The sequence below is a fragment of the Stenotrophomonas nitritireducens genome (assembly GCF_050984405.1).
In the GTDB taxonomy this organism is placed as follows: Bacteria; Pseudomonadota; Gammaproteobacteria; order Xanthomonadales; family Xanthomonadaceae; genus Stenotrophomonas; species Stenotrophomonas nitritireducens_B.
This window is the reverse complement of sequence record NZ_CP158790.1, coordinates 3,122,780-3,146,527: the sequence shown is the minus strand read 5'-3', so window position 1 is coordinate 3,146,527 and position 23,748 is coordinate 3,122,780. Positions and strand designations below refer to the sequence as shown.

Genomic DNA, 23,748 nt, shown 5'->3' with positions numbered 1-23,748 from the left:
GTCACTTGAACTCGCTGGCCCAGTAGCCCTCGATCTGCGTCACCAGTTCGGCGGGCAGCGGCACGTAGTGCAGTTCGTTGGCCTGCTGCTGGCCGTTCTCGAACGCCCACTTGAAGAAGGCCAGCGTGTCCTGGTTGCGCCTGGCGTCCTTGGGCTGCTTGCGCATCAGCATGAAGTTGGTGGCGGTGATCGGCCACGCGTTGGCGCCCGGGGCGTTGGTGATGACCAGGTTGAAGTCGCGGGCGTTGGCCCAGTCGGCGCTGGCCGCGGCGGCGGCGAAGGTCTCGGCGGTCGGCTGCACCCAGTTGCCGGCGGCGTTCTGCATCGACGCGTACGGCATGCCGTTCTGCAGCGCGTAGGCCAGTTCGACGTAGCCCAGCGCGCCCTTGATCTGCTGCACGTAGGAGGCCACGCCCTCGTTGCCCTTGCCGCCGACGCCGTCCGGCCACTGCACCGAGGTGCCTTCGCCGACCTTGTCCTTCCACTCGCCGCTGACCTTGGACAGGTAGTTGGAGAAGTTGAAGGTGGTGCCCGAGCCGTCGGAGCGGTGCACCAGGGTGATCTTGGTGTCGGGCAGGGACACGCCCGGGTTGGCGGCGGCGATGGCCTTGTCGTTCCAGGTCTTGATCTTGCCCAGGAAGATGTCGGCGAGCAGCGCGCCGCTCAGGCGCAGCTGGCCCGGCTGCACGCCTTCCAGGTTCACCACCGGCACCACGCCGCCGATGGCCGAGGGGAACTGGCCCAGGCCGGCCTGCGCCAGCTCCTCGGAGGAGAGCGGCTTGTCGGACGAGCCGAAATCGACGGTGCCGGCCTTGATCTGGGCGATGCCGCCGCCCGAGCCGATGGACTGGTAGTTGATTTTGGCGCCGGTGGCGGCGTTGTAGTCGGCCGACCATTTGGACACCAGCGGGAAGATGAACGACGCGCCGGCGCCGGAGATCTCGGCGGCGACCTTGTCGCCGGCGGCCGGTGCCGATGCCGGCGCGGAGCCAGTGCTGGAAGCGGCGGAGTCGCTCTTGCCGCCGCAGGCCGACAGGCCCAGCGCGATGGCAAGGGAAAGGGCGGCAAGGCCGGTCGTATGCAGTTTCATGGGGGCTCCATGGCGGGAAAGTACCGGCGTCGCCGGCGGATGCGGCTATGAAATGATGTTTTTGTTACAGGCTGATTACATGGGGCGGGAAAGGGGAGGCGGGCACGGGGAAGGGAGGGGGCTCGGCAGGGCTTCATTCCAGGGATCTGGCCGCGTTTCTCGGGTAGACGCCTCCGGCGCGCCACCGCTTCCCGCTTCCCCGCTCCAAAAAAAAGCGCGGATCACTTGATCCGCGCCCGAGGCGACGAGGGAGAGGGGCCCGCCGGCTCTTTGCTCTCAGTAACGCATGTTCTGCTGCCAGTAGGTCTCGATCTGGCGGACCAGCGGGGCGGGCAGCGGCACGTAGTCCAGCTGGCGTGCCTGGGCGCTGCCGTTGGCATAGATCCAGCGGAAGTACTCGACGGTGGCCTTGGCGCCTTCGGCCGTCTTGGGCTGCTTGCGCATCAGGATGAAGTTGGTGGCGGTGATCGGCCAGGACTGCTCGCCCGGGGCGTTGGTCATCACCAGGTAGAAGTCCCTGGCGTTCGCCCAGTCGGCGCTGGCGGCGGCGGCCGAGAAGGTCTCGTCGCGCGGCTGCACGAAGTTGCCGGCGGCGTTCTTCATGCGCGAGAAGGTCAGGCGGTTCTGCAGCGCGTAGGAGAACTCGACGTAGCCGATCGAACCGCGGATCTGCTTGACGTAGGCGGCCACGCCTTCATTGCCCTTGCCGCCGATGCCCACCGGCCACTGCACCGTGGTGCCTTCGCCGACCTGCTTCTTCCAGTCGGCGCTGACCTTGGACAGGTAGTTGGTGTAATTGAAGCTGGTGCCCGAGCCGTCCGAGCGGTGCACGACGGTGATCTTGGCGTCCGGCAGGGTCAGGCCGGCGTTGAGGGCGACGATGGCCGGATCGTTCCACTTGGTGATCTTGCCCAGGAAGATATCGGCCAGGGTCGGGCCGTCCAGCTTCATCGCACCGGCTTCCACGCCGGCCACGTTGATCACCGGGACCACGCCGCCGATCACCGACGGGAACTGCACCAGGCCGGCCGAGGCCAGCTCTTCCGGCTTGAGCGGGGCGTCGGACGAACCGAAATCCACCGTGTTCGCCTTGATCTGGGCGATGCCGCCGCCCGAACCGATGGACTGGTAGTTCACCTTCTTGCCGGTGGCGGCGCTGTAGTCGGCCGACCACTTGGACATGACCGGGTAGATGAAGGAAGCGCCGGCGCCGGTGACATCGGCGGCATTGGCGGTGAACACGGACGACGCGGCGAGGATGGCGACGACGGCGCGCGATTTGATGGCGTGGATCACGAATGGCTCCTGGGAGGTGAATGTGCGGTGAGTTCCGCCCGGCGCCTATTCCATAACCATTCGATGACAGCGCCGCGTCCGTCCCGTGACGCGGATATGACAGGGCTGGTCGAAGAGGCGATACCTGGGCGCTACCCGGCGGCGAGCGGCGGCCTCTTGGCAGGCCGCGGATGGATCGCGTCGGGAAGCGTTGGACGATTGCACGCGGTTGCCGGCAATCGTGCGCTGCTGGCGGGTGTCGTCGTCCGCGGATGCACGGGGCTGTACCGCTGGCCCACAGGCGGGGCGGATGTCCCGCGTGCGTATGTGTCATGGAAGTCGCCGATGCGCTCGACGTGCGATCCGCCCAGCGTTGTGGGGCGATGACCAGGTGGTTGATGAGGTCATCCAGCTGCGATCAGCCCGCATGGGTGTAGGCGCCCCTGCCAGCGACGGGACCGCGGCAGCGCTGCTGCTGGCGCTCTTCTCTGCTGGCCGGGAGCCCGGAACGACGAACGCCCCTTGCGGGGCGTCCGTATTGCTGCCTGGAGGGGCGCCGCTTACCAGAAGAACTGCAGGCGGGCTTCCAGGATGTCCGGCTTGTCGGCGACGAAGCTGCGCGCGCTGGAGGAGTACTTCTTGCTGTCGACCATCACGTAGTTCAGCGAGGCCTTGAAGTTGGAGCGCCAGTACCAGTTGGCGCCGACGGTCCAGATGTCCATCTTGCCGCCCAGCACGCCGTCCACCAGCGGGGCGCCGCCGGCGACGGCCGGTGCGCGCAGGCCGCCATCGTTCAGGTCGATGTGGTCGAAGCGCGCGCCCAGCTGCCACATGCCGCGGCCCGGCTCGTCCGGCAGGCCCAGGGTCGGGGTGCCGCCCTTGTAGCCCCAGGTCTCGCCGGTGACGTTCCACACGCCGCTGACGTAATAGCCGTCGCTGGTGTAGTTGCCGTGGTCGTAACGCTTGACCTTGGCGCTGTAGTACTCGCCCTGGGCCTTGAACGGGCCGTGCACGTACATGGCTTCGGCGCCGAGCGTGCCGATGCGGTCGGTGTCCTTGAGGTCGCCGCTGTCGACCAGGCGCACGGTGGCCAGGTCGGCGTTCGGGCGGGCGCGCAGGCGCAGCGTATCGGCGTCGGTGTCGTAATCGGCGTAGCTCAGGCCGAAGTGCAGGATGTTGCCCTTCTCGTTGATCGGGGCGAAGGTGCCGCGCACGCCATAGCCGCTGCCGTGGGCCAGCTTGCGGGTCAGTTCACGGCCGAAGGCCGACGCGGTGATCGACCAGTCGGCATCGCCGACGCCGTAGCCCACGCCGAGGCGGCGGGCTACGGCGTAGGTATTGGTGACGGTGGCCTTGGAGATGAAATCGTTGTTCTTGGTGCTGGACAGCTCTTCCAGGCTGTTGGGCTGCTTGAACTGGCCGGCCTGCAGGAAGTGGCTGCCGTTGCCGCCCAGCTTGTACTTGAGGTTGGTGTCCAGGAACTTGTCGGCCTTGGCGTCGTAGCCCACCACCCACTCGATGTTGCCCGGGCCCTTGCCCTTGAGCACCAGCTCGGCGCGGCGCAGCTCGAACTCGCTGTTCTTGCCGTTCAGGCCGGCGGTACCGTTGAGGTCGGCCTTGTCGTTGCTGAACCAGTTGCCGTCGGCCTGCACCAGGCCTTCGAAGGTGATTTCGGAACCGCCAATGACGTCGATGGCGACTTCAGCGTGAGCAGCCGGCGCGAACAGTGCTGCGGCGACGGCCGCCGTAAGGAGTTGGCGATGCAGTTTCATGGGGTGGGTAGCCTTGCAGGCAGGTTGAGGATGCTGCGCAGGCTAGAGCGTAAGGATTGCGTAAATATGACAGTCCGGCGACGTGCGCCACGTGCGGCTGCGCCCAACCTAGCGTATTGAACGGACGGGCTGTTACCGGCAGGTGTCGCGCAGATGGCAGTCGGCCGGCCCGTAGGGGCGGTTCGGCGCCGTTGTGCCGAAGCCGCGCCCGCGGCTGGCCATGCCGCCGTTGCGTCAGGCGACGGTTTTGTCCTTGAAGTTGCATAGAGCACGGATGACGCACTGCGGACAGTCCGGTTTGCGCGCCGGCCCGCAGCGAAGGATCGGCGCTACCCGCAGCGACGGATCGGCGCTCTTGGGGTCGAAGCCGCGCCCGCGGCTGGCCACGCTGCCGCTGCGTCAGGCGACGGTCTTGTCCTTGAAGTGGCACAGGTCGCGGATGACGCACTGTGGGCAGTCCGGTTTGCGCGCCGGCCCGCAGCGACGGATCGGCGCCATTGGGGTCGATGCCGCGCCCGCGGCTGGCCATGCCGCCGCGTCAGGCGACGGTTTTGTCCTTGTAGTGGCACAGGTCGCGGATCACGCACTGCGGACAGTCCGGCTTGCGCGCCGGCCCGCAGCGACGGATCGGCGCCATCGGGGTCGATGCCGCGCCCGCGGCTGGCCATGTCGCCGCTGCGTCAGGCTACGGTCTTGTCCTTGTAGTGGCACAGGTCGCGGATCACGCACTGTGGGCAGTCCGGTTTGCGCGCCTTGCACACGTAACGGCCATGCAGGATCAACCAATGATGCGCATCCTGCAGGAACTCGGCCGGAATCGCCTTCAGCAACCCATCCTCCACCGCGCGCACGTCCTTGCCCGGCGCCAGGCCGGTGCGGTTGGAGACGCGGAAGATATGCGTGTCCACCGCCATGGTCGGTTCGCCGAAGGCGGTGTTGAGCACCACGTTGGCGGTCTTGCGGCCGACCCCGGGCAGGGCTTCGAGCGCGGCGCGGTCGGCGGGCACCTCGCCACCGTATTTCTCGACCAGGATCGCGCAGGCGGCGATCACGTTCTTCGCCTTGGCGTTGAACAGGCCGATGGTGGAGATGTACGGTTTCAGCCCTTCCTCGCCCAGCGCGAGGATGGCCTGCGCGGTGTTGGCCACCGGGAACAGCCGGCGCGTGGCCTTGTTCACGCCCACGTCGGTGGCCTGCGCCGACAGCGTCACCGCCACCAGCAGCTCGAACGGCGTGCTGTATTCCAGTTCGGTGGTCGGATGCGGGTTCAGTTCGCGCAGGCGCGTGAACATCTCGCGCACTTCCTCGCGGGTCATGCGTTTGGAGCGCGGGGTGGAGCGAGGAGTGAGTGAAGAGGAGTGAGGAGTGAGAGGGGGGCGCTGCTTCTTCACTTTCTTTGTCGTCTCAGGGCCCGCTTTGTTTTTTGTCTTGGCTGTGGTTTTTGTCTTCACTCTTACTTCTCACTCCTCTTCACTCGCTCCTCGCTTTCGCCTTTGCCCGCGCCAGGATCGCCGCGGCCGCCGGCGGCAGGGCGGGCTTGCGGTCGGGCGCGGGCGGCGGCGCGCGCCGCGCCTCGCGTTCGGCGGCGCGACGGGCCAGGCGCACGGCGCGCGCGCGGTGGCGCTCGCGCGCGGCCCAGGCGTCGCGCACGCGCTGCTGGGCATCCCGCAGCAGCCGCGGCAGGCGCGGGTCCAGCGCCGCGTCGCCCGGCTGCGCGACGTAGTCCATCAGCCCGGCGTCGAGCGCCGTGTCGATGTCGTCGTCCAGCACGTACCGCAGCAGCTGGCGCGGGGAGGCGGAAGGAACGGGCATCGCGGCGCGGATCAGCAGTTGCGGAATTCCGGCGCGCGGCGTTCGAGGAAGGCGCTGGTGCCCTCGCGCATGTCCTGGGTGGAGAACATCAGCCCGAACTGCGCGCTTTCGTACTCCAGCCCTTCCTCGATGCCGCATTCGCCGCCGACGTTGACCGCGTCGAGCATGCCGCGCAGCGCCAGCGGCGCGGCCTTAGCCAGCTGCGTGGCGATCTTCAGGGTTTCCGCCTCCAGCTCGGCGGCCGGCACGACGCGGTTGACGATGCCCAGCTGCTGGGCGCGGGCGGCGTCGATCGGCGCGCCGAGCAGGCACAGTTCCAGGGTGGCGGCGCGCCCAGCCAGGCGCAGCAGGCGCTGGGTGCCGCCAAAGCCCGGGATCAGGCCGAGGTTGATCTCCGGCTGGCCGACTTTGGCGCTGTCGGCGGCGATGCGCAGGTGGCAGGCCATCGCCAGTTCCAGGCCGCCGCCCAGGGCGAAGCCGTTCACCATCGCGATCACCGGCTTGGGCAGGCGCTCGATGCGCCGCATCAGGCGCTGGCCGAGCAGGGAGAAGTCGCGTCCCTGCACCGCGGTGAGCCCATTCATCTCGGCGATGTCGGCCCCGGCCACGAAGGCCTTGGCGCCGGCGCCGGTCAGCACCACCACCCGCACGTCCACGGCCGCGGCGGCCTCGGTGAAGGCCGCATCCAGCGCCTCCAGGGTCTGGCGATTGAGCGCATTGAGCTTTTCCGGGCGCTGCACGGTGAGGGTGCGCACGCCATCGCGGGTGCTGATCGAAACCGGTGCGTCGGACATGCTGACTCCAGGGGAAAGTTAAGAAAAAGTGATCCGGGAACTCCCGCCACGACCGTTGGTCAGAAGCCCTTGTCGTCAGTGGCGGTCCGCCGTTGTGGCGGCTATCCTAACCCGTCGCCTCTAGCGGCATGGTTGCCCTGAGACATCTTTCCTGGAGAACTGTTTGATGAAGTTGCGTTCTATCGCGGTCGCCGTGGCCGCCCTGGCCCTTACCGGCACTGCAATCGCCCAGGACGTCTCGTCCGAGAAGGGCAAGCTGAGCTACTACTTCGGATACGACTACGGCAACAACCTGGCCGAGCTCACCGCCCGCGGCGAACAGCTGGACATCGCCTCGGTCGTCAAGGGCCTGCAGGACGCCTACGCGAAGAAGCAGCCGGCGATCACCAGCGACCAGCTCAAGCCGGCCGTCGAGGCGTTCCAGCGCCGCGAGCAGGGCCGCGCCGAGGCCGCCAAGGCCGAGTACGAGAAGGCCGCCGCTGAGAACAAGACCCGCAGCGACCAGTTCATTGCCGCCAACAAGGCCAAGGCCGGCGTGCAGACCCTGCCCAGCGGCGTGCAGTACCGCGTGATCGAAGCCGGCGCCGGCGCCAAGCCGACCCAGGCCAGCACCGTCGCGCTGGAAGTGGCCGGTCCGTTCCCGTACGGCCAGCGTCCGCAGGAGGCCCGCCCGGCCCAGCAGATCCCGTCGATCAAGGTCAGCGAAGTGGAAATGCAGGCCATGCGCGAGACCCTGCTGCAGATGCCGACCGGCGCCAAGTGGGAAGTCACCCTGCCGCCGGAGAAGGCCTACGGTGCCGATCCGCGCACCCCGTTCCCGCCGAACGTGGCCGTGCAGTTCGAGATCAAGCTGGTCAGCGTCAAGTAACCAGCAAGTGACGGAACGACGCGCCGGTGGCCTCCACCGGCGCGTTTTTCGTTTGTGCGGCCGGCCGTTCCATGGCGACAGGCCCGTCCATGCGACGCCATCGCGTCGGGGACGATTGCAGTAGGCTTGGGAGTGTCGTGACCGATGGATGCCGTACGCCGTGCCATTTCCAGTCCCTGTATCGGAATCTGCTCGCTGGATGGCGCCGGCCGCTGCCGCGGCTGCCTGCGCACGGGCGAGGAGATCGCCGGCTGGATGCGCATGAGCGAGCAGCACCGCCAGCACCTGATGCGGGACGTGTTGCCGGCGCGCGCGCTGGAAGCCGGTTCGCTGGCCGCCGCGCTGCCGGGCCATGAGCGCCTGCTGCGCGCGTTGAATCCGCTGGGCACCGCGCCCACCGACAAGGGCTGGAACTACGGCGAACTGGCCGACCTGCTGCCGCCCGGGCCGCCGGCCGAGGCCGCGGTGCTGGCCGGGCTGGTGCCGCGCCCGCAGGGCGTGCAGGTGCTGCTGCTGCTGCTCACCCGCCGTACCGAGACGCTGCGCAACCACGGCGGCCAGGTCGGCTTTCCCGGCGGGCGCATCGAACCGGGCGACCGCAACCCGGTGGCGGCGGCGCTGCGCGAGAGCGGCGAGGAGATCGCGCTGCCGCATGAGCGGGTGCAGGCGCTGGGTTATCTCGACCCGTTCGTCACCATTTCCAGCTTCCGCGTCACCCCGGTGGTGGCGGTGATCGACCCGGCGTTCGTGCCGGTGCCGCAGCCGTCGGAAGTGGCCGAAGTGTTCGAGGTGCCGCTGGATTTCCTGATGGACCCGGCCAACCTGCGCCAGGTGGAGATCGACCACCGCGGCCGCATCCGCCACGTGCTCGAATACACCTGGCCCGGCCAGCGCATCTGGGGCGCGACCGCGGCCATCCTCTACAACCTGCGTCACCGACTGGAGCAGACCCCATGAATGCCATCGACCCGCCGTGGACCACGCTGGTGGATGCGGCCTCGCTCGCCGCCGCCCTGGCTGCCGCGCCGCCGCGCCTGGTCGATGCGCGCGCCACCGCCAGCACCGCCACGCGGCTGGTGGACGCGCGCTTCTCGCTGGCCGATCCGCAGTCCGGCGCCGCGCAGTACGCGGCCGGGCATCTGCCGGGCGCGGTATACGCCGACCTCAACCGTGATCTTTCCGACCTGTCGCGGCAGGGCCACGGCCGCCATCCGCTGCCGGACAGCGATGCCTTCGCCGCCACGCTGGGGCGCTGGGGCATCGGCCCGGACACGCAGGTCGTGGTCTACGACGCCGGCGACGGCAGCATGGCGGCGGCGCGGCTGTGGTGGCTGTTGCGGCTGATCGGCCATCGCCGGGTCGCGGTGCTCGATGGCGGCTTGGCGGCCTGGCAGGCCGCCGGGCAGCCGCTGTCCACCGGCGAGGTGGACGTACCGGCGTTGCCGGCGTATCCGGGGCGGTTCGACCTGTCCCAGGTCGCCAGCGCCGACGAGATCGCCGCACGCCTGTCGCAGGCGCCGGGCTGGCTGATCGACGCGCGCGCCGGCGAGCGCTACCGCGGCGAGGTCGAGCCGCTGGACCGCGTTGCCGGCCATGTGCCCGGCGCGCTCAACCGCCCGTTCGCGCTCAATCTGCGCGATGGCCGGTTCCGCCCGGCCGCGGAGCTGCGCGCCGAACTGGAGCCGCTGCTGGGCGCCCATGCGCCGGGCGAGGCGGTGATGATGTGCGGCTCCGGCGTCACCGCCTGCCACCTGCTGCTGGCCTTCGAGGTCGCCGGCCTGGGCGGAGCGCGGGTATTCGCCGATTCGTGGAGCGGCTGGTCGTCCGACCCCGCGCGTCCGGTGGCACGCCCGTAGGGGCGGCTTCAGCCGCGATGGGGTCTGCCCGAAAGGGCTCCCGTGGCGATACCCGCTCCATCCCGGACTCCAGTTCGAGGACCTCGGCCAGCCAACGCACGGTGTTCGCCGGCTCCTGGGGCAGTGCGCGTCCACCCCGACGCGTATCCGTAGGAGCGGCTTCAGCCGCGATGGGGCTGTCCCAGTGGAATCCGATGATGGAGGCAGGCGCTGCCGTGGAGGCCGTTTCGGGCAGGCCCCATCGCGGCTGAAGCCGCTCCTACGGGGATGCCGGCAGGCGTTGCAGCGGGATCGCCGCCAGCACGTCGTCCCACGGGAACCGCGGCCCCGGGTCGCGCTTGCGCGGCACCTTGCGCGACGGATCGTCGCTGGCCGCCACCTGTTCGGTGTCCAGGTCCTCGTGGCCGGCGATCCAGCGCAGTGCCGGCAACTGCTCGGGCAGCCAGCGCAGCAGCGCGACCAGCGCATCGATCTGCGCCTGCGGATAGGGTTCGTCCATCGCCTGGTGGCGCGAATCCAGCCAGTGCGGATAGCGGCCGGTGTTGACCAGTTCGATGCCGAGCGCGCGCGGGTTGATGCCGCGCACGTGGTGGGCGCAGCGCTCGGGCGCGACGTACTGGTGGATGCTGCCGTCGCGGTCGATGTAGTAATGCCCGCTGTTGCCGGTGCCGCTGTCGTAGAGCACGCGCTCGCCGTATTCGCGCGCCGTCGCCAGGTCCGGCAGCTCGGTGCAGTGGATCACCACCAGGTCGATCGCCGCAGGTTCGCGCAGCGGCAGCAGCGGTTCGTAGGGCAGGGGCGCGGCGTGGATGGCGGGCATGGCAGGCATCGGCGGATGCTAGCATTGCCGCCCCGTTCCGCTTCGTTTTCCGGTGTCCAATGAGCCGCGGCCACTGCATTCTTTCCCACGGTTTCGAGAGCGGTCCCGACGCGACCAAGGTCACCGCGCTGGCCGACGTCGCGCAGCGCCTGGGCTGGACCCATGAGCGCCCGGACTACACCGATCTGGACGCGCGTCGCGACATCAGCGAGGTGGGCGATGTGCCCGGGCGCCTGCAACGCCTGATCCGCCTGGCTGGCGAGGCCGCCGCGCGGGGCCCGGTGGTGCTGGCCGGTTCCAGCCTCGGCGCCTATATCTCGGCCATCGCCTCGCTGCACGTTCCGGTGCGCGGGCTGTTCCTGATGGTGCCGCCGACGAAGATGGGACCGATGCCGGCGCTGGACGCGGCGCCCGTGCCGACCAGCGTGGTCCACGCCTGGCGCGATGAACTGATCGCGCCGGCGGCGGTGATCGACTGGGCGCAGGCCCGCGCCGCGCGGCTGCTGCTGGTCGACGACGGCCATCGCCTTGAGAACCATGTCGAGGCCTCTGCCCGTGAATTCGAGGCCCTGCTGCAGATCCTGTAAAGGCGGGGCTTGCCCCGCATGAAGCTTTCCCGGTGAAGCCACATGCGGGGCAAGCCCCGCATCTACAAGGGCCCCGTACAATGGCGCCCCCGGCCCGTTGCCGTTCCCCCGTGATGTCCCCCGTGAAATTCTTCGTTTCCTGCGCCAAGGGCCTGGAGTACCTCCTGGCCGACGAACTGCTGGCGCTGGGCCTGCCCAGGGCCACCGCCACCATCGCCGGGGTCAACGCCGAAGGGGAACTGAGCGACGCGCAGCGCGTGGTGTTGTGGTCGCGCCTGGCCAGCCGCGTGCTGTGGCCGCTGGCCGAATTCGACTGCCCGGACGAGGGCGCGCTGTACCAGGGCGTGCTGGCGATGCCGTGGGAAGAGCATCTGGACGCCGAGCTGACGCTGGCGGTCGATGCGCATGTCTCCGGTACCGCCATCACCCACGCGCGCTTCGCCGCGCAGCGGATCAAGGATGCGGTGGTGGACCGCCTGCGCGGGGAGGGCCTGGAGCGGCCGTCGGTGAACGTCGAATTGCCGGACGTGCGTATCAACCTGTCGCTGCGCAAGGGCCGGGCCACGATTTCCATCGACCTCGGCGGCGGTTCGCTGCACAAGCGCGGCTGGCGCCTGGCGCAGAACGACGCGCCGCTGAAGGAAAACCTGGCCGCCGCGGTGCTGCTGCGCGCCGGCTGGCCGAAGATCCACGCCGAAGGCGGCGGCCTGCTCGACCCGATGTGCGGCGGCGGCACGCTGCTGATCGAAGGCGCGCTGATGGCGGCCGACGTCGCCCCCGGACTGCAGCGCCACGGCAGCCTGCCGCCCAGCCGCTGGCGCGGCTTCGATCAGGCGCAATGGCGCGAACTGATGGCCGAGGCGCGCGAGCGCGAGCGCATCGGCCGCGCCGCGCTGAAACAGGTGATCCACGGCAGCGATCTGGACCCGCAGGCGATCCGCGCCGCCAAACAGAACGCGGAGGAGGCCGGCGTCGGCGAGGCGATCTGGTTCGGCGTGCGCGACGTGGCCGACGTGCAGGTGCCGCCGCAGGAAACCGGCTGCGTGGTCTGCAACCCGCCCTACGACGAACGCCTGGCCGCCGATGCCGCGCTGTACCGCCGCCTTGGCGACGCGCTCAAACAGGCGGTGCCGCAGTGGCGCGCCAGCCTGCTGTGCGGCAGTGCCGAGCTGGCCTTCGCCACCGGCCTGCGCGCGCGCAAAACCTACCAGCTGTTCAACGGCGCCATCGAATGCACGCTGATCGTCTGCGACCCCATCGCGGTGGCCGGGCGCGCGGACGATGGCCGGCCGCGCGAACTCAGCGAGGGCGCGCAGATGGTGGCCAACCGGCTGCGCAAGAACCTGAAGAAGTTCAAGAGCTGGTGCGCGCGGGAGAACGTGAGCTGCTTCCGCGCCTACGACGCCGACCTTCCCGAATACGCGGCGGCGATCGACGTCTACCAGGAAGACGGCGGCAAGCGGCGCACCTTCCTGCACGTGCAGGAATACGCCGCGCCGGCCGCCATTCCCGATGCCGACGTGCGCCGCCGCCGCAACGAACTGCTGGCCGCCGCGCGCGAGGTGTTCGACGTGCCGGCCGAGCAGGTGGCGCTGAAATCGCGCGAGCGCGGCAAGGGCGGCAGCAAGTACGGCCGCTTCGAGCAGCGGGGCGAATTCGTCCTGGTGCGCGAGAACGAGGCGCTGCTGCGGGTGAACCTGTTCGATTACCTGGACACCGGCCTGTTCCTGGACCACCGCCCGCTGCGCCGGCACATGGCCGAACAGGCGCGCGGCAAGCGCTTCCTCAACCTGTTCTGCTACACCGGCGTGGCCAGCGTGGAAGCGGCGGTGGCCGGCGCGGCCTCGACCACCAGCGTCGACCTGTCCGGCACCTACCTGCAGTGGTGCGCCGACAACCTGGCGCTGAACGGCATGGGCGGCAGCCGCCACCAGCTGGTGCAGGCCGATGCGATCCAGTGGCTGGAAGCCGAGCAGGGCCAATACGACGTGATCTTCTGCGACCCGCCGACCTTCTCCAACTCCGCGCGCGCCGAGGACTTCGACGTGCAGCGCGAGCAGCTGCGCCTGCTGCGCGCGGCGGTGGCGCGGCTGGCGCCGGGCGGCGTGCTGTATTTCTCCAACAACTTCCGCCGTTTCAAGCTGGAAGAGAACGCCGTTGCCGAGTTCGCGCGCTGCCGTGAGATCAGCGCCAGGACCATCGGCCCGGATTTCGAACGCAACGCGCGCATCCATCGCGCGTGGGAGCTGCAGCGGCTGCCGTAAACACGGCGCGTCATCGGGGTGGTAGGAGCGGCTTCAGCCGCGAAGGAGCCTTCCCGATGATCCGTGCCTGTGATGAATCGTGGGAAAGCCCCATCGCGGCTGAAGCCGCTCCTACGCGCATCGGAATCTCCGCAAGCCGATACTGGATCGCACGACGGTGGGCGCGATCCCGCCGGGAGCACCCACCGCGCACGGCGCTTCTACGGATGCGCCGGCGCCGGCTCCAGCACGATGCAGTCCACCGGGCAGGGCGGGATGCACAGCTCGCAGCCGGTGCACAGGTCGGCCAGCACGGTGTGCATGTACTTGGCGCCGCCGACGATGGCATCCACCGGGCAGGCCTGGATGCACTTGGTGCAGCCGATGCAGTCGGCCTCGACGATGACCGCCACCTGCGCCGGCTTGTGCTCGCCGCGGCTGCGGTCGAAGGGCCGCGCCGGCACGCCGAGGATGCGCGCCAGCGTGCGCGCGCCGGCACGCCGGGCGGGCGGCCGATCGCCGGGCGGGCAGTGGTCGATGCCGGCCTCGCCGCGCGCCATCGCCTCGGCGTACGGGCGGCAGCCGTCGTAGCCGCATTGCCCGCACTGGGTCTGCGGCAGCACCCGGTCCAGGCGTTCGATCAGGTTGTCCGCTGTGTCGTGCATGCGTGGCGTAGTCTGCGCGTGGCTCAGGAAATCTGCCTGCCGCGATACCAGCGCTCATGCGCCAGCGCCAGCATCGGCTTGTCCTCGCGGCTGTCGCCGTAGGCGTGGATGCGGCCGAACGTGCCCAGGTCGAACAGCCGCCGGATGTGCGCCACCTTGCGCGGGCCGCAGTCGCCGTCGGCGTAGCGGCCGGTCAGGCGGTTGTCCTGTACTTCAAGCCGGTTGCAGATCACGCGCAGGCCCAGCCCGTCGCACCACGCCTGCAGGTACAGGTCGATGGAGGCCGAGACCACCGCCACGGTATGCCCCTGCGCCTTGTGCCACTGGATCTGCTCCAGCATCTCCGGGCGCATCATGCCGGGCAGGTGGTCGCGGGCGTAGTCGGCGGCCATCTGCGCGATCTCGCCGGCATGGCGGCCGGTGAACACCTGCGCGGTGACGCGGCGGCGGATGCGCTCGGCCGAAATCAGCTTGAGGCGATAGGCCAGCAGCCACGGCCCGACCCGCCACCACGCCTGCGCACGCTGCTCCGGCGTGGCCACGCGCCGCAGGAAGCGGCTGTAGGTGTCGCAGGTGGTGATGGTGTGGTCGAAATCGAACAGGGCAAGTTCCATGGGGAGCGGGGATGCGGGAATGAAGGGGCGGGGCGCTTGAAAGGTCGGGTGTGAAGCAGGTTTTGAACCTGACATGGATCATCCGTACCGGGGTTGCATCATTCCCTTTTCCCCCTTCCCTGTTCCCCGCCTCACCGCACCGGCATGCCAGGCAGGGCGCCCGCGTCGGCATCCAGCAGCGCCAGCGCGCCGCCGTCGAAGCCGGCCGACAGGATCATGCCTTCGCTCAGGCCGAAACGCATCTTGCGCGGCGCCAGGTTGGCGATGAACACCACGCTGCGGCCGACCAGCTTTTCCGGCTCGCCGTAGCTGCCGCGGATGCCGGAGAAGATCTGGCGCTGGCCCAGGTCGCCGGCGTCGAGCAGGAAGCGCAGCAGCTTGTCCGAACCTTCGACGAAGCCGCACTCGATCACCTTGCCGATGCGCAGGTCGAGCCTGGCGAAATCGTCGATGCCGATGTATGCGGACGCCTCGCCCTCGGCCTTGGCCTCCACCTTCGCTTCCGCCTTGGCGGGCTTTTCGGCCTTGGCCGGCTTGGCGTCGGCGGCGGGCGCGGCGGCGAGGGTGTCCTTGGAGGCGTCGGTCATGGCGTCGATCATCTTGGGGTCGATACGGGTAAACAGCGCCACGTAGGGCGCGATGGTGTGGGCGGTGAGCGGGGCGGCGATGTCGCCCCAGCCGGTCATCGGCGCGTTGAGGAAGCCTTCGGCCTGCTGCGCGGTGGCCGGCAGCACCGGCTTGAGCGCAGCGACCAGCACGCGGAACAGGTTCAGGCCCTGGGTACAGACCGCCTGCAGTTCGGCATCGGCGCCTTCTTGTTTGGCGATCACCCACGGCTTGGTGTCGTCGATGTACTTGTTGGCCTCGTCGGCCAGCGCCATCGTCAGGCGGATCGCGGCGGCCGGGTCGTTGCGCTCGTAGGCTTCGCGCACCGGCGCCAGCGCGGCGACGAAGCGGTCGTACTGGGCCGGGTCCGGCAGCGCGTCGGCCAGGCGGCCGTCGAAGCGCTTGGAGATGAAGCCGGCGCAGCGGCTGGCCAGGTTGACGAACTTGCCGACCAGGTCGGCATTCACGCGCGCGGTGAAGTCGGCCAGGTTCAGGTCCAGGTCGTCCACGCCGCCGGAGGACTTGGCGGCGAAGTAGTAGCGCAGCGCTTCCGGCGCCAGGCCCACGTCCAGATAGGTGCGGGCCATGACGAAGGTGCCGCGCGACTTGCTCATCTTGGCACCGTCCACGGTCAGGTAGCCGTTGACGTGCAGCTTCGTCGGCGCGCGCAGGCCGGCGCCGTGCAGCACCGACGGCCAGAACAGGCCGTGGAAGTTGACGATGTCCTTGCCGATGAAGTGGTGCAGCTCGGTGTCGCTGCCGGCGGCCAGCACCGCGTCGAAGTCGTCGCCGGTCTTCGCGCACAGGTTGCGGAAGCTGGACAGGTAGCCGATCGGCGCGTCCAGCCACACGTAGAAGTACTTGCCCGGGGCGCCGGGGATCTCGAAGCCGAAATAGGGCGCGTCGCGGGAGATGTCCCAGGCGCGCAGGCCGCCCTCGGCGTCCAGCCATTCGGCCAGCTTGGCCTTGACGCCCGGCAGGGCCACGTCGCCGGCCAGCCAGTCGCGCAGGAAGTCCTGGAAGCGGCCCACCTCGAAGAAGTAATGCTCCGAGTCGCGGATCTCGGGCGTCGCGCCGGACACCACCGACTTCGGATCGATCAGGTCGGTCGGGCCGTAGGTGGCGCCGCAGACCTCGCAGTTGTCGCCGTACTGGTCCGGCGACTTGCACTTCGGGCAGGTGCCCTTGATGTAGCGGTCGGGCAGGAACATGCCCTTGGCCGGGTCGTAGAACTGCGCCACCGAGCGCCGGCTGATGTGGCCTGCGGCATCGAGCCTGTTGTACAGCGCCTCGGTCAGCTCGCGGTTGGCGGCCGAGTTGGTCGAGTCGTAGTGGTCGAAATCCACGCCGAAAGCGGCGAAGTCGCGCTCATGGCTGGCCTGGATGTTGGCGATGAAGGTTTCCGGGCTCACCCCGGCCTTCTCGGCCGCCAGCATGATCGGCGTGCCGTGGGTGTCGTCGGCGCAGACGTACCAGACCTTGCCGCCCATCAGCCGGCGCGCGCGTACCCAGATGTCGGCCTGGATGTAGCCGACCAGGTGGCCCAGGTGCAGCGGGCCGTTGGCATAGGGCAGGGCGTTGGTGACGAGCGCGGTACGGGTCATGGCCGTTGGGGAGAACAGGGGGACCGCGGATTATCGCACGGCGCGCCTTGTCGGCCGGAAACGGGCCGGGAAATACGAAACCCGGCCGCGACCGGGTTTCGTGAGAGATGACGTAAGGGGCAGGAGCGGCTTCAGCGGCGATCGGGCTTGCGTGTGAACCCTGCCGCAACTGTCGGCATGCGGGCAGGGGTGATGGGTAAAGTCCCATCGCGGCTGAAGCCGCTCCTACGCGGGGATGGAGTTACATGCGTTCCCACACCTGCGACTTGCAGATGAAGGCGATGCAGCCGGAGACCTGCAGTTTGCGGCCACCCTCGATCAGTTCCATCTTGGACTTGTAGACCTTGCCCTCGTCGGGCTTGAGGATGCTGCCGCCGCTCCACTTGTTGGCGCCGTCGGCGCGCATGCCGCGGATGATCTCCATGCCGGTGATCGGCTTGCCCTTGCGGTCGTCGCTGCACTTGTCGCAGGTCGGATTGGGGCGGCTGGGGTTGAGCAGTTCGACGATGCGGCCGTGCAGGGCGCCGTTGCTGGCGCGGCTGATCTCGACGATGGACTTGGCGCGCTGGGTATCCGGGTCGATCTGGCGCCAGCGGCCCTCGGCGCTGGCGTTGTCGGCCTGCGCGGCGGTGATGCCGGCCAGCGCCAGCGGCAGGGCCAGCAACAGGGTCGTGAAGGTCTTGCGCATGCGTGTCCCCTCCCAGGGCGGTGTCGTGATCCGGCGGTGCCGGTTGCAGGCGAATGTATACCCATTCGCTGCGGTACGGAATCCGCACCGCAGCACTCCGGTCAGGGCTGGATCATTCGTCTCATTGCAGGGTGATCCGCTTGCGCTTGCATGGCCCTACGGTTCACCTGTAGCCACTGGGAGCAAGGATGTGCCGGCGGCGAGGATCAGCCGGTCTCGTACAGCTCCAGCGGCAGGTCGTCCGGGTCGGCGAAGAAGGTGAAGCGGTGGCCGGTGTATTCGTCCACGCGCACCGGTTCGCAGGCCACGCCTTCGGCCTGCAGGTGGGCGACGGCCGCGTCCAGCGCGGTCACGCGGAAGGCGAGGTGGCGCAGGCCGCGCGCTTCCGGGCGGCTGGGCCGCGGCGGCGGCGCGGGGAAGGAGAACAGTTCCAGCTGGCCGCCGTCGGGCAGGCGCAGGTCCAGTTTCCAGGACTGTCGCTCGGCGCGGAAATGCTCGGCGACCACTTCCAGCCCGAGGATGCGCGTGTAGAAATCGCGCGAGCGCGGGTAGTCCGAGGCGATCAGCGCGACGTGGTGGATGCCGTCCAGCAGGTTCATCGTTGCGTTTCCAGCCAGCGCCGGGCGATCTGCCGCGCCAGCGGATAGGGTTCGGGGTCGTTGCGGTTGGTCAGCACGATCACCGTCAGTTTCTGCTTCGGGTAGCGCAGGATCACGTTGCGGAAGCCGATGCTCTCGCCGCTGTGCCACAGCATGTCGCCGTTGATGCGCCAGCCGAAGCCATAGAACGGCACGTCCGGTTCCGGGGTCTTCGTGGCCGGGCTGAAGGCCAGCTGCAGCGAGGCGCGGCGCAGCAGGCGTTCGTCGTACAGCGCCGCGTCCCAGCGGGCCAGGTCGTCCAGGGAGGAATAGATGCCGCCGTCGCCGAGCACGGCGCTGGTGGTGCTCTGGTCGGTGCGCTGCCAGCGGCCGTCGATCTCGCTGTAGCCGTAGGCGCGGGCGGGCACTTCGTCCACGCCGTCCTGGTGGGCGAAGGTGGCGTCCATGCCCAGCGGCAGGAAGATGCGCTGGCGCAGGAAGCTGGCGAAGTCGCTGCCCGAGGCCTTGCCGACGATCAGCGCCAGCAGCGCGTAGCCGCTGTTGCTGTAACGGTAGTCGCTGCCCGGCGCGAAGAGGGTGCGGTTCTCCTTCTCCAGCAGGTGCAGCACGTCGATGTCGTGCACCTGGCGCGTGTCGGCCGGGTCCATCAACTCTTCGTAGTCGAGCAGGCCGCTGGTATGGCTGAGCAGCTGGCGCACGGTCATCGCGTCGGCTACCGCCGGCAGGCTGGGCAGCCACTTCTTCAGCGGGTCGTCGATGGACAGTTTGCCTTCCTCGGCGAGCAGCAGGATCGCGGCGGCGGTGAACTGCTTGCTCACCGAGGCCAGGCGGAAGTTGGTCGCCGGGGACACCGGCGTGCCGTCCTCGACCACCGCCAGCCCGTAGCCGCGGCGGAACACCGGCTGGCCGTCCTTCAGCACCAGCACCGCGGCGCCGGGCACGCGGCCGTCGTAGCGCTGCATCAGGCCGTCGATGCCGGCGTCGGGCGGCGCTACCGGCGCGGCACCGGCCACCGTGGAGAACGCGAACAGGCACAGCGGGGCAAGTCGGGACATCCACGGCAACATGGCGGCTCCTCGGGTCAGTGGTTCTTGCTGGCGATCCAGCGGTCGATCTTGGCTTCCAGGATATCCAACGGCATCGAGCCGTCCTTGAGGATTTCGTTGTGGAACTCGCGCGGGTCGAAGCGTTCGCCCAGCGCGGCCTGCGCCTTCTCGCGCAGGCGCCGGATCTTGATCTCGCCCACGCGGTAGGCCAGCGTCTGTCCGGGCAGGGCCATGAAGCGTTCCACTTCCGCGGCGGCGTCGGCGGCGCTGATGTCCGCGTTCTTCACCATGTAGTCGATCGCCTGCTGGCGGCTCCAGCCGGCCGCGTGCAGGCCGGTGTCGGCGACCAGGCGCACGGTGCGCAGCAGGGTGGTCTGCAGGTAGCCCAGGCGGTCGTAGGGATCGCGGTAAATGCCCATTTCATCGCCCAGCGATTCGGCGTACAGGCCCCAGCCCTCGACGAAGGCGACGTCGCCGCCGAGCCGGCGGAAACGCGGCAGCGTGGACAGTTCCTGCTGCAGGCCGAGCTGCAGGTGATGGCCGGGGATGCCTTCGTGCAGGTACTGCATCGGCACCGCCCAGCGCCGGCGCGAGGGCAGGTCGCGGGTGTTGACCTGCAGCACGCCGGGCTGGCTGCCGTCGGCGGAGGCCGGCGGCTGGTAGCTGGCGGCGCTGGCGGTCAGCGCGTGTTCGGCCGGCACCGGCTGGATCTCCAGCGTGGCCTTGGGACGGGTGTCGAACAGCGCGGGCAGCGCCGCGTCCACCTGCTGGCCGACCTCGCGGTAGCGCGCCAGCAGCGCGGCCTCGTCGCGGAAGGCGAACTGGCGGTCGTTGCGCATCGCGGCGAAGGCCTTCTGCACCGAACCGCGGATCTTCGCTTCCTTCATCACCGCGGCGATGCGGTCCTGCAGGTCCTTGACCTCCTGCTCGCCCAGCGCGTGGATTTCCGCCGGCGTGCGCGAGGGATTGGTCAGGCTGGACACGGTATGCGCGTACCAGGCCTGGCCGCCGGGCAGCGCGCCGAGCCCGTCGGTGACGCGCGCGGCCGGCAGGTACTGGGTGGCGATGAAGCCGCGCAGGGCACGGTAGGCCGGCAGCAGGCGGTACTCGATCATGCGCTTGTATTCGGCGGTCAGGCGCTCGCGGTCCTCGGCCGTGAAGTCTTCGGGCATGTTGCGCACCGGCGCCCAGAAGATGCTTTCCTCGGCGGTCGGCTTGATCACCGCGTCCAGCTGCGGCAGCACCTTCTCCATCAACGCGCGCGGCTGCACCACGCCGGCGGCCATGCCCTCGCGCATGTTGGCGATGGCCTGGTCGAACAACGCGGGCACGCCCAGCGAGCGGCGCGACCAGTTCTCGTAGTCCTTCACCGTGCGGAACGGCTGCGCGCCGGCGCCCGAACCCAGCACCGCGACCAGGCTGGCCAGGTTGTTGTAGGGATTGATCGGCAGCATCCACGACGGGTACTGCTCGGCGGCCAGCGAGGTATGCGCGTCGCGCACGAAGATCTCGTAGCTGAGCAGGTCCTGGCCCTGCAGGCCGTCCTTGCCGACCGCCTCGGCCTTGCCCAGCCATTCGACCATGAAGTCGTGCGCCTGCTGGCGCGAGGCCGGCGACAGGAAGTTGGGCAACTGGTCGTTGAAGCGCGGATCGCCCTGGAAGGTGGCCTGCAGCGGATTCAGCCGCATCGAGGCGTCCCAGTACTCGTCGTACAGGCGGTTCAGGCGGGTGGCGTTGTCCTGGGCGATGGGCAGCGGTGCGCGGGCCGGGCGGGCTGCCGGCCGCGCCGCGGGCCGGCTGCTGCGCGCCTTGGGCTTGGCTGCGCGGGATTGCGTCGCGGTCGGGCGCTGGCTCTTCTTCTTCGCCGCCTCGGCAGGTGTGGCGGCGGAGAACATCAGGACGGAGGCTATGGCTAGCGCGAGAAGGCGAAGCGGGCTGGAGGACATCGGTGGTTCCGGAAACGCACAGGTCCCGGAGCTTGCCCTAGAGCGGGGGGAGCAGGGAAGAGGAGTGAGGAGTGAGAAAGAGCAGAAGCAAGGGCTGCTGTCCACGTGAAGGTGGAGATCGCCTGCTTCTCCTCGCTCCTCACTCCTCTTCACTCACTCCTGACTCTTCAGCGGTCCCCAGCCCGGGTGAACGGCACGCTCTCGGGGGCCACCGCGCCGCCGGAGATGATGAAGCTCATGGCCTGGTCCACGCTCCAGTCGGTCGGGGTCAGCAGTTCAACCGGCACGATCTCCAGGTAGCCGGAGGTCGGGTTGGGCGTGGTCGGCACGTACACCGCGGCCAGTTCGCGGCCGGTGCCGTGCTCGCGGATGACGCGCGTCACCAGGCCCACCGATTTCATGTCGCGGTGCGGGAAGTCGATCAGCACCACGCGCTGGGTGCTGCCGGGCTGGGTCTGCAGGATGTCCAGCAGCTTCTTTGCGCTGTCGTAGATCACGCTGGCCAGCGGGATGCGGCGGATCACCGCGCCGAACCAGCGCAGCAGGCGCTGGCCGATCACGCGGCGGCTGAGCGCGCCGACGACCAGGATCACCAGCAGCGTGGCGAGCAGGGCGAACACGTCCTGCATCCATTCCACCCGCACCCAGCCCAGGTAATGCGGGAAGGAGGCGGCGATGCGTTCGGACAGCGGCACCACCAGCGGGCTGCTGATGCCGGACAGGAGCACGAATACGAACTTGATCACCACCCAGGTCAGCCAGATCGGCAGCAGGGTCAGCAGGCCGGTCAGGAACAGCCGCTGCAGGGAAGGGCGGTGGGGTGCGGGGGAAGCGTCGGGCGACATGCGCCGATTGTAGCGTCGCGGCCTGTTGCCGGACGTGGCGATTGCGTGCCGCTGTGTTGCCGTATATGTAACAGTTCTGGGTCGCGCGTCCAGTAGCGGATGGCGGCAAGGTTCCAGGGAGAGGACGATGGGCAAGGTATTGCAGCGGGTGCTTGGTGGACTGGCGGGGGTATTGCTGCTGGTCGTGGTGGTCCTGCTGATCTCTTGGCTGTGGCCGCTGTCGACGGCGCAGAAGCGCGCCCTGGCCGCGTTGGAGGCGCCGCGCGATCTGCCCGGCAGCAACGCCTATGCCACCCTCGCCACGCTGGGGATGGAGGGCCCGCTGGCGCAGCGGCAGGCGCTGATGGAGGAGCATGCCCGGCAGTTCGAGGCGTGGTATGCCGACCAGTACGTCCCCGGCTTCATCCGGGGCGATGCAGAAGACAAGGCGGGCACGCCGCCGCCGCTGCCGGGCGAAAGCGGGCCGTCGCCCGCCGCGGACACGGTGCTGTGCGGTTCCGGGGACGCAGCGGGTTGCCTGGACGCGGTGCGGAGCCGGCCGCAGGCCGTCGCCGCCGCACTGGTGCCGCATGCCACGCTGCTGGCGCGCATGGACGAGCTGGCGCTCCATGGGCATTACCGCTCGCCACTGACGCAGATGGGAGCCACGCCGTGGCCGGGCATGCGCCAGCTGATGGTGCCGCTGAGCGCCCATGCGCTGGCCCATGTGCAGGGCGACAGCGCGCGCGCCATGGCCGGCCTGTGCCGCGATGCCGGGAGCGGACGCATGCTGATGACGCAGGGTGAGAATCTGCTGATGACGATGACGGGAAGCGCGATGCTGGCGGCCAACGCGAAGATGTTTGCCGCAGTGCTGGCCGAACTGCCGTTGGACGCGCCCTTGCCTGCGGGCTGCGGCAAGGCTTTCGCGCCGTTGTCTGCGGACGAGGCCAGCGTGTGCAACGGCATGCGCGGCGAGTTCGCCATGCAGCGCGGGTTCGCGGCGCTGATGGACCGGAAGATCGAGGACAGCCAGCGCCACATGAGGCTGTTCTACAGCAGCAGGAAAACCCTTGCCCGGCAGGCCGAGTTCCTGGGGGAGTCCTGTCTCCCGGAAACCCGGCAGGCCATCGCCGAGGATCGCAAGCTGACGATCCCGTCCGTGCCGGCATCGGCGTGGTGGCAGCCGCAGTGCCTGACCAACGCCATCGGCTGCATCCTCGGCGACATCGCCCGCCCTGCTTACCAGGGGTACGGGCACCGGCAACAGGACACGGCCGCGCAGCTGCGGCTGCTGCAGTCCGTGCTGTGGCTGCGTGGGCAGGCGGTGCAGGGGACGCCCGCGCCCTTGGCCGAACGCCTGGACAACCTGCCCGCCGGGCTGCGCAGCGCATACCGCCCCATCACCCCCTCCGCCGACGGCACGACGCTGGAAACGCCGGCCTATGGCAAGGATGGGCAGATGCTGCGGATGCCATTGCCGCAGGCATTGTCCAGCCGCTGATGCACCGCAACCGCAGGGTGGGTGGCTTCATTCGCGATTGAAGCCGCCTACGGCATGCGCTGGCGCGCTTCCGGCTTGAGCCGCACGTAGACCTGCTTGCGCACGCGCGCGACCACCTCGCCCCGCGCGTCGAGGATGTCGTTGGCGAACCAGCGCAGGTACTTGCCGCCATTGGCAGTGGCCGCGCGCACCTCGTCGAGCGTGGCCGCGTCCAGCCGGAATTCGGTGGCGACGGTGCCCTTGCCGGGTTTGACGAATTCGATCTCGCCGGCCTTGTCCCACACGTAGTAGTCGCGCCCGAGGTTCTGCAGCAGGCACAGCATCCAGAACGGGTCGGTCATGGCGAACAGGCTGCCGCCGAAGTGGGTGCGCACGTAGTTGACGTTCCAGGGGCGCTGGCGCAGTTCCACGCGCACGTGGCGGTAGTCGGCGGCGATGGCGGTGACGTGGATGCCGGTGAACAGGAACGGCGGCCAGAGGTTGATGCCGAGGCGGAACGTGCTGGCTTTCATGGCGTGGCGGGTCGCGGGCGGGA

Annotated in this window: 24 protein-coding genes; 6 read left to right on the top strand and 18 right to left on the bottom strand. The window is 69.3% G+C overall.

Annotated features, from left to right (window positions below):
* Position 1: 1 nt before the first annotated feature.
* From pstS (ABTV91_RS14025) to ABTV91_RS13990, 8 genes are all read right to left on the bottom strand, one after another.
* Entirely contained in the window at positions 2-1,090 is a 1,089-nt protein-coding gene (gene pstS / locus ABTV91_RS14025; RefSeq protein ID WP_433851975.1) for a phosphate ABC transporter substrate-binding protein PstS, read from the bottom strand.
* Positions 1,091-1,366: 276 nt separating this feature from the next.
* Positions 1,367-2,386 (bottom strand): phosphate ABC transporter substrate-binding protein PstS, encoded by a 1,020-nt coding sequence (gene pstS, locus ABTV91_RS14020; protein WP_433851974.1) that lies wholly within the window; start codon positions 2,384-2,386, stop codon positions 1,367-1,369.
* 539 nt (positions 2,387-2,925) lie between these two features.
* Positions 2,926-4,137 carry an OprO/OprP family phosphate-selective porin gene (locus ABTV91_RS14015; protein WP_433851973.1) on the bottom strand — a complete coding sequence of 404 codons (1,212 nt, stop codon included), beginning with the start codon at positions 4,135-4,137 and terminating at the stop codon, positions 2,926-2,928.
* Between the two features lie 399 nt (positions 4,138-4,536).
* The gene (locus ABTV91_RS14010) at positions 4,537-4,635 is read right to left on the bottom strand and encodes a hypothetical protein (RefSeq protein WP_433851972.1); all 99 of its coding nucleotides are present in this window, start codon (positions 4,633-4,635) and stop codon (positions 4,537-4,539) included.
* 40 nt (positions 4,636-4,675) lie between these two features.
* On the bottom strand, positions 4,676-4,774 hold the full coding sequence (locus ABTV91_RS14005; RefSeq protein WP_282883457.1) for a hypothetical protein: 99 nt from the start codon (positions 4,772-4,774) through the stop codon (positions 4,676-4,678).
* Positions 4,775-4,817: 43 nt separating this feature from the next.
* The gene (gene nth, locus ABTV91_RS14000) at positions 4,818-5,453 is read right to left on the bottom strand and encodes an endonuclease III (protein WP_433851971.1); all 636 of its coding nucleotides are present in this window, start codon (positions 5,451-5,453) and stop codon (positions 4,818-4,820) included.
* Positions 5,454-5,607: 154 nt separating this feature from the next.
* Positions 5,608-5,949 carry a hypothetical protein gene (locus tag ABTV91_RS13995; protein ID WP_433851970.1) on the bottom strand — a complete coding sequence of 114 codons (342 nt, stop codon included), beginning with the start codon at positions 5,947-5,949 and terminating at the stop codon, positions 5,608-5,610.
* An 11-nt stretch (positions 5,950-5,960) separates the two neighbouring features.
* Complete coding sequence (locus ABTV91_RS13990; RefSeq protein ID WP_433851969.1) at positions 5,961-6,743, bottom strand: enoyl-CoA hydratase/isomerase family protein; 783 nt, start codon at positions 6,741-6,743, stop codon at positions 5,961-5,963.
* 166 nt (positions 6,744-6,909) lie between these two features.
* Here ABTV91_RS13990 and ABTV91_RS13985 point away from each other — a divergent pair, with 166 nt between their 5' ends.
* From ABTV91_RS13985 to ABTV91_RS13975, 3 genes are all read left to right on the top strand, one after another.
* Positions 6,910-7,611 carry an FKBP-type peptidyl-prolyl cis-trans isomerase N-terminal domain-containing protein gene (locus tag ABTV91_RS13985; protein ID WP_433851968.1) on the top strand — a complete coding sequence of 234 codons (702 nt, stop codon included), beginning with the start codon at positions 6,910-6,912 and terminating at the stop codon, positions 7,609-7,611.
* Positions 7,612-7,755: 144 nt separating this feature from the next.
* Positions 7,756-8,568 (top strand): CoA pyrophosphatase, encoded by an 813-nt coding sequence (locus ABTV91_RS13980; RefSeq protein WP_433851967.1) that lies wholly within the window; start codon positions 7,756-7,758, stop codon positions 8,566-8,568.
* Positions 8,565-9,467, top strand: a complete 903-nt coding sequence (locus ABTV91_RS13975; protein ID WP_433851966.1) for a sulfurtransferase — start codon at positions 8,565-8,567, stop codon at positions 9,465-9,467. The genes ABTV91_RS13980 and ABTV91_RS13975 overlap by 4 nt, the downstream gene beginning before the upstream one ends.
* Before the next feature lie 259 nt (positions 9,468-9,726).
* Here the strand turns inward: ABTV91_RS13975 and ABTV91_RS13970 are convergent, their stop codons facing one another.
* The gene (locus tag ABTV91_RS13970; protein ID WP_433854188.1) at positions 9,727-10,287 is read right to left on the bottom strand and encodes an N-acetylmuramoyl-L-alanine amidase; all 561 of its coding nucleotides are present in this window, start codon (positions 10,285-10,287) and stop codon (positions 9,727-9,729) included.
* A 59-nt stretch (positions 10,288-10,346) separates the two neighbouring features.
* On the opposite strand from ABTV91_RS13970, the gene ABTV91_RS13965 reads away from it, so the two are divergent.
* The gene (locus ABTV91_RS13965; protein WP_433851965.1) at positions 10,347-10,874 is read left to right on the top strand and encodes a hypothetical protein; all 528 of its coding nucleotides are present in this window, start codon (positions 10,347-10,349) and stop codon (positions 10,872-10,874) included.
* A gap of 122 nt (positions 10,875-10,996) precedes the next feature.
* A complete protein-coding gene (rlmKL, locus tag ABTV91_RS13960; RefSeq protein WP_433851964.1) occupies positions 10,997-13,138 on the top strand; it encodes a bifunctional 23S rRNA (guanine(2069)-N(7))-methyltransferase RlmK/23S rRNA (guanine(2445)-N(2))-methyltransferase RlmL in 2,142 nt (713 codons plus the stop codon).
* Between the two features lie 200 nt (positions 13,139-13,338).
* Here rlmKL and rnfB read toward each other — a convergent pair whose 3' ends face one another.
* From rnfB to ABTV91_RS13920, 8 genes are all read right to left on the bottom strand, one after another.
* Positions 13,339-13,782 carry an Rnf electron transport complex subunit RnfB gene (gene rnfB, locus ABTV91_RS13955; protein ID WP_433851963.1) on the bottom strand — a complete coding sequence of 148 codons (444 nt, stop codon included), beginning with the start codon at positions 13,780-13,782 and terminating at the stop codon, positions 13,339-13,341.
* 23 nt (positions 13,783-13,805) lie between these two features.
* Positions 13,806-14,396, bottom strand: a complete 591-nt coding sequence (locus ABTV91_RS13950; RefSeq protein ID WP_433851962.1) for an HAD family hydrolase — start codon at positions 14,394-14,396, stop codon at positions 13,806-13,808.
* A 131-nt stretch (positions 14,397-14,527) separates the two neighbouring features.
* Complete coding sequence (gene metG, locus ABTV91_RS13945; RefSeq protein ID WP_433851961.1) at positions 14,528-16,606, bottom strand: methionine--tRNA ligase; 2,079 nt, start codon at positions 16,604-16,606, stop codon at positions 14,528-14,530.
* 241 nt (positions 16,607-16,847) lie between these two features.
* Positions 16,848-17,294 (bottom strand): DUF2147 domain-containing protein, encoded by a 447-nt coding sequence (locus ABTV91_RS13940; RefSeq protein WP_433851960.1) that lies wholly within the window; start codon positions 17,292-17,294, stop codon positions 16,848-16,850.
* 206 nt (positions 17,295-17,500) lie between these two features.
* Positions 17,501-17,893 (bottom strand): SMU1112c/YaeR family gloxylase I-like metalloprotein, encoded by a 393-nt coding sequence (gloA2, locus tag ABTV91_RS13935; RefSeq protein ID WP_433851959.1) that lies wholly within the window; start codon positions 17,891-17,893, stop codon positions 17,501-17,503.
* Positions 17,890-18,948: a serine hydrolase domain-containing protein gene (locus ABTV91_RS13930; protein ID WP_433851958.1), complete on the bottom strand. Its 1,059-nt coding sequence runs from the start codon at positions 18,946-18,948 to the stop codon at positions 17,890-17,892. The genes gloA2 and ABTV91_RS13930 overlap by 4 nt, the downstream gene beginning before the upstream one ends.
* Positions 18,949-18,974: 26 nt before the next feature.
* The gene (locus ABTV91_RS13925; protein ID WP_433851957.1) at positions 18,975-20,885 is read right to left on the bottom strand and encodes a DUF885 domain-containing protein; all 1,911 of its coding nucleotides are present in this window, start codon (positions 20,883-20,885) and stop codon (positions 18,975-18,977) included.
* Positions 20,886-21,052: 167 nt separating this feature from the next.
* Positions 21,053-21,730: a DUF502 domain-containing protein gene (locus tag ABTV91_RS13920; protein WP_433851956.1), complete on the bottom strand. Its 678-nt coding sequence runs from the start codon at positions 21,728-21,730 to the stop codon at positions 21,053-21,055.
* Between the two features lie 34 nt (positions 21,731-21,764).
* On the opposite strand from ABTV91_RS13920, the gene ABTV91_RS13915 reads away from it, so the two are divergent.
* Positions 21,765-23,213, top strand: coding sequence for a hypothetical protein (locus ABTV91_RS13915; protein WP_433851955.1), 1,449 nt, complete (start codon positions 21,765-21,767; stop codon positions 23,211-23,213).
* Positions 23,214-23,260: 47 nt separating this feature from the next.
* Here the strand turns inward: ABTV91_RS13915 and ABTV91_RS13910 are convergent, their stop codons facing one another.
* The gene (locus ABTV91_RS13910) at positions 23,261-23,725 is read right to left on the bottom strand and encodes a DUF4442 domain-containing protein (RefSeq protein WP_433851954.1); all 465 of its coding nucleotides are present in this window, start codon (positions 23,723-23,725) and stop codon (positions 23,261-23,263) included.
* Positions 23,726-23,748: the final 23 nt, after the last annotated feature.

Bases quoted from the DNA above. Each gene is read 5' to 3' on its own strand.
- rnfB (WP_433851963.1), bottom strand. From the start codon at position 13,782: ATGCACGACACAGCGGACAACCTGATCGAACGCCTGGACCGGGTGCTG.
- ABTV91_RS13995 (WP_433851970.1), bottom strand. From the start codon at position 5,949: ATGCCCGTTCCTTCCGCCTCCCCGCGCCAGCTGCTGCGGTACGTGCTG.
- ABTV91_RS13970 (WP_433854188.1), bottom strand. From the start codon at position 10,287: ATGCCCGCCATCCACGCCGCGCCCCTGCCCTACGAACCGCTGCTGCCG.
- ABTV91_RS13930 (WP_433851958.1), bottom strand. From the start codon at position 18,948: ATGTCCCGACTTGCCCCGCTGTGCCTGTTCGCGTTCTCCACGGTGGCC.
- ABTV91_RS14005 (WP_282883457.1), bottom strand. From the start codon at position 4,774: ATGGCGCCGATCCGTCGCTGCGGGCCGGCGCGCAAGCCGGACTGTCCG.
- pstS (WP_433851975.1), bottom strand. From the start codon at position 1,090: ATGAAACTGCATACGACCGGCCTTGCCGCCCTTTCCCTTGCCATCGCG.
- ABTV91_RS13980 (WP_433851967.1), top strand. From the start codon at position 7,756: ATGGATGCCGTACGCCGTGCCATTTCCAGTCCCTGTATCGGAATCTGC.
- ABTV91_RS13985 (WP_433851968.1), top strand. From the start codon at position 6,910: ATGAAGTTGCGTTCTATCGCGGTCGCCGTGGCCGCCCTGGCCCTTACC.
- nth (WP_433851971.1), bottom strand. From the start codon at position 5,453: ATGACCCGCGAGGAAGTGCGCGAGATGTTCACGCGCCTGCGCGAACTG.
- ABTV91_RS14015 (WP_433851973.1), bottom strand. From the start codon at position 4,137: ATGAAACTGCATCGCCAACTCCTTACGGCGGCCGTCGCCGCAGCACTG.
- ABTV91_RS14010 (WP_433851972.1), bottom strand. From the start codon at position 4,635: ATGGCGCCGATCCGTCGCTGCGGGCCGGCGCGCAAACCGGACTGCCCA.
- ABTV91_RS13990 (WP_433851969.1), bottom strand. From the start codon at position 6,743: ATGTCCGACGCACCGGTTTCGATCAGCACCCGCGATGGCGTGCGCACC.
- ABTV91_RS13950 (WP_433851962.1), bottom strand. From the start codon at position 14,396: ATGGAACTTGCCCTGTTCGATTTCGACCACACCATCACCACCTGCGAC.
- ABTV91_RS13920 (WP_433851956.1), bottom strand. From the start codon at position 21,730: ATGTCGCCCGACGCTTCCCCCGCACCCCACCGCCCTTCCCTGCAGCGG.
- ABTV91_RS13925 (WP_433851957.1), bottom strand. From the start codon at position 20,885: ATGTCCTCCAGCCCGCTTCGCCTTCTCGCGCTAGCCATAGCCTCCGTC.
- ABTV91_RS13940 (WP_433851960.1), bottom strand. From the start codon at position 17,294: ATGCGCAAGACCTTCACGACCCTGTTGCTGGCCCTGCCGCTGGCGCTG.
- ABTV91_RS13975 (WP_433851966.1), top strand. From the start codon at position 8,565: ATGAATGCCATCGACCCGCCGTGGACCACGCTGGTGGATGCGGCCTCG.
- gloA2 (WP_433851959.1), bottom strand. From the start codon at position 17,893: ATGAACCTGCTGGACGGCATCCACCACGTCGCGCTGATCGCCTCGGAC.
- ABTV91_RS13965 (WP_433851965.1), top strand. From the start codon at position 10,347: ATGAGCCGCGGCCACTGCATTCTTTCCCACGGTTTCGAGAGCGGTCCC.
- metG (WP_433851961.1), bottom strand. From the start codon at position 16,606: ATGACCCGTACCGCGCTCGTCACCAACGCCCTGCCCTATGCCAACGGC.
- ABTV91_RS13910 (WP_433851954.1), bottom strand. From the start codon at position 23,725: ATGAAAGCCAGCACGTTCCGCCTCGGCATCAACCTCTGGCCGCCGTTC.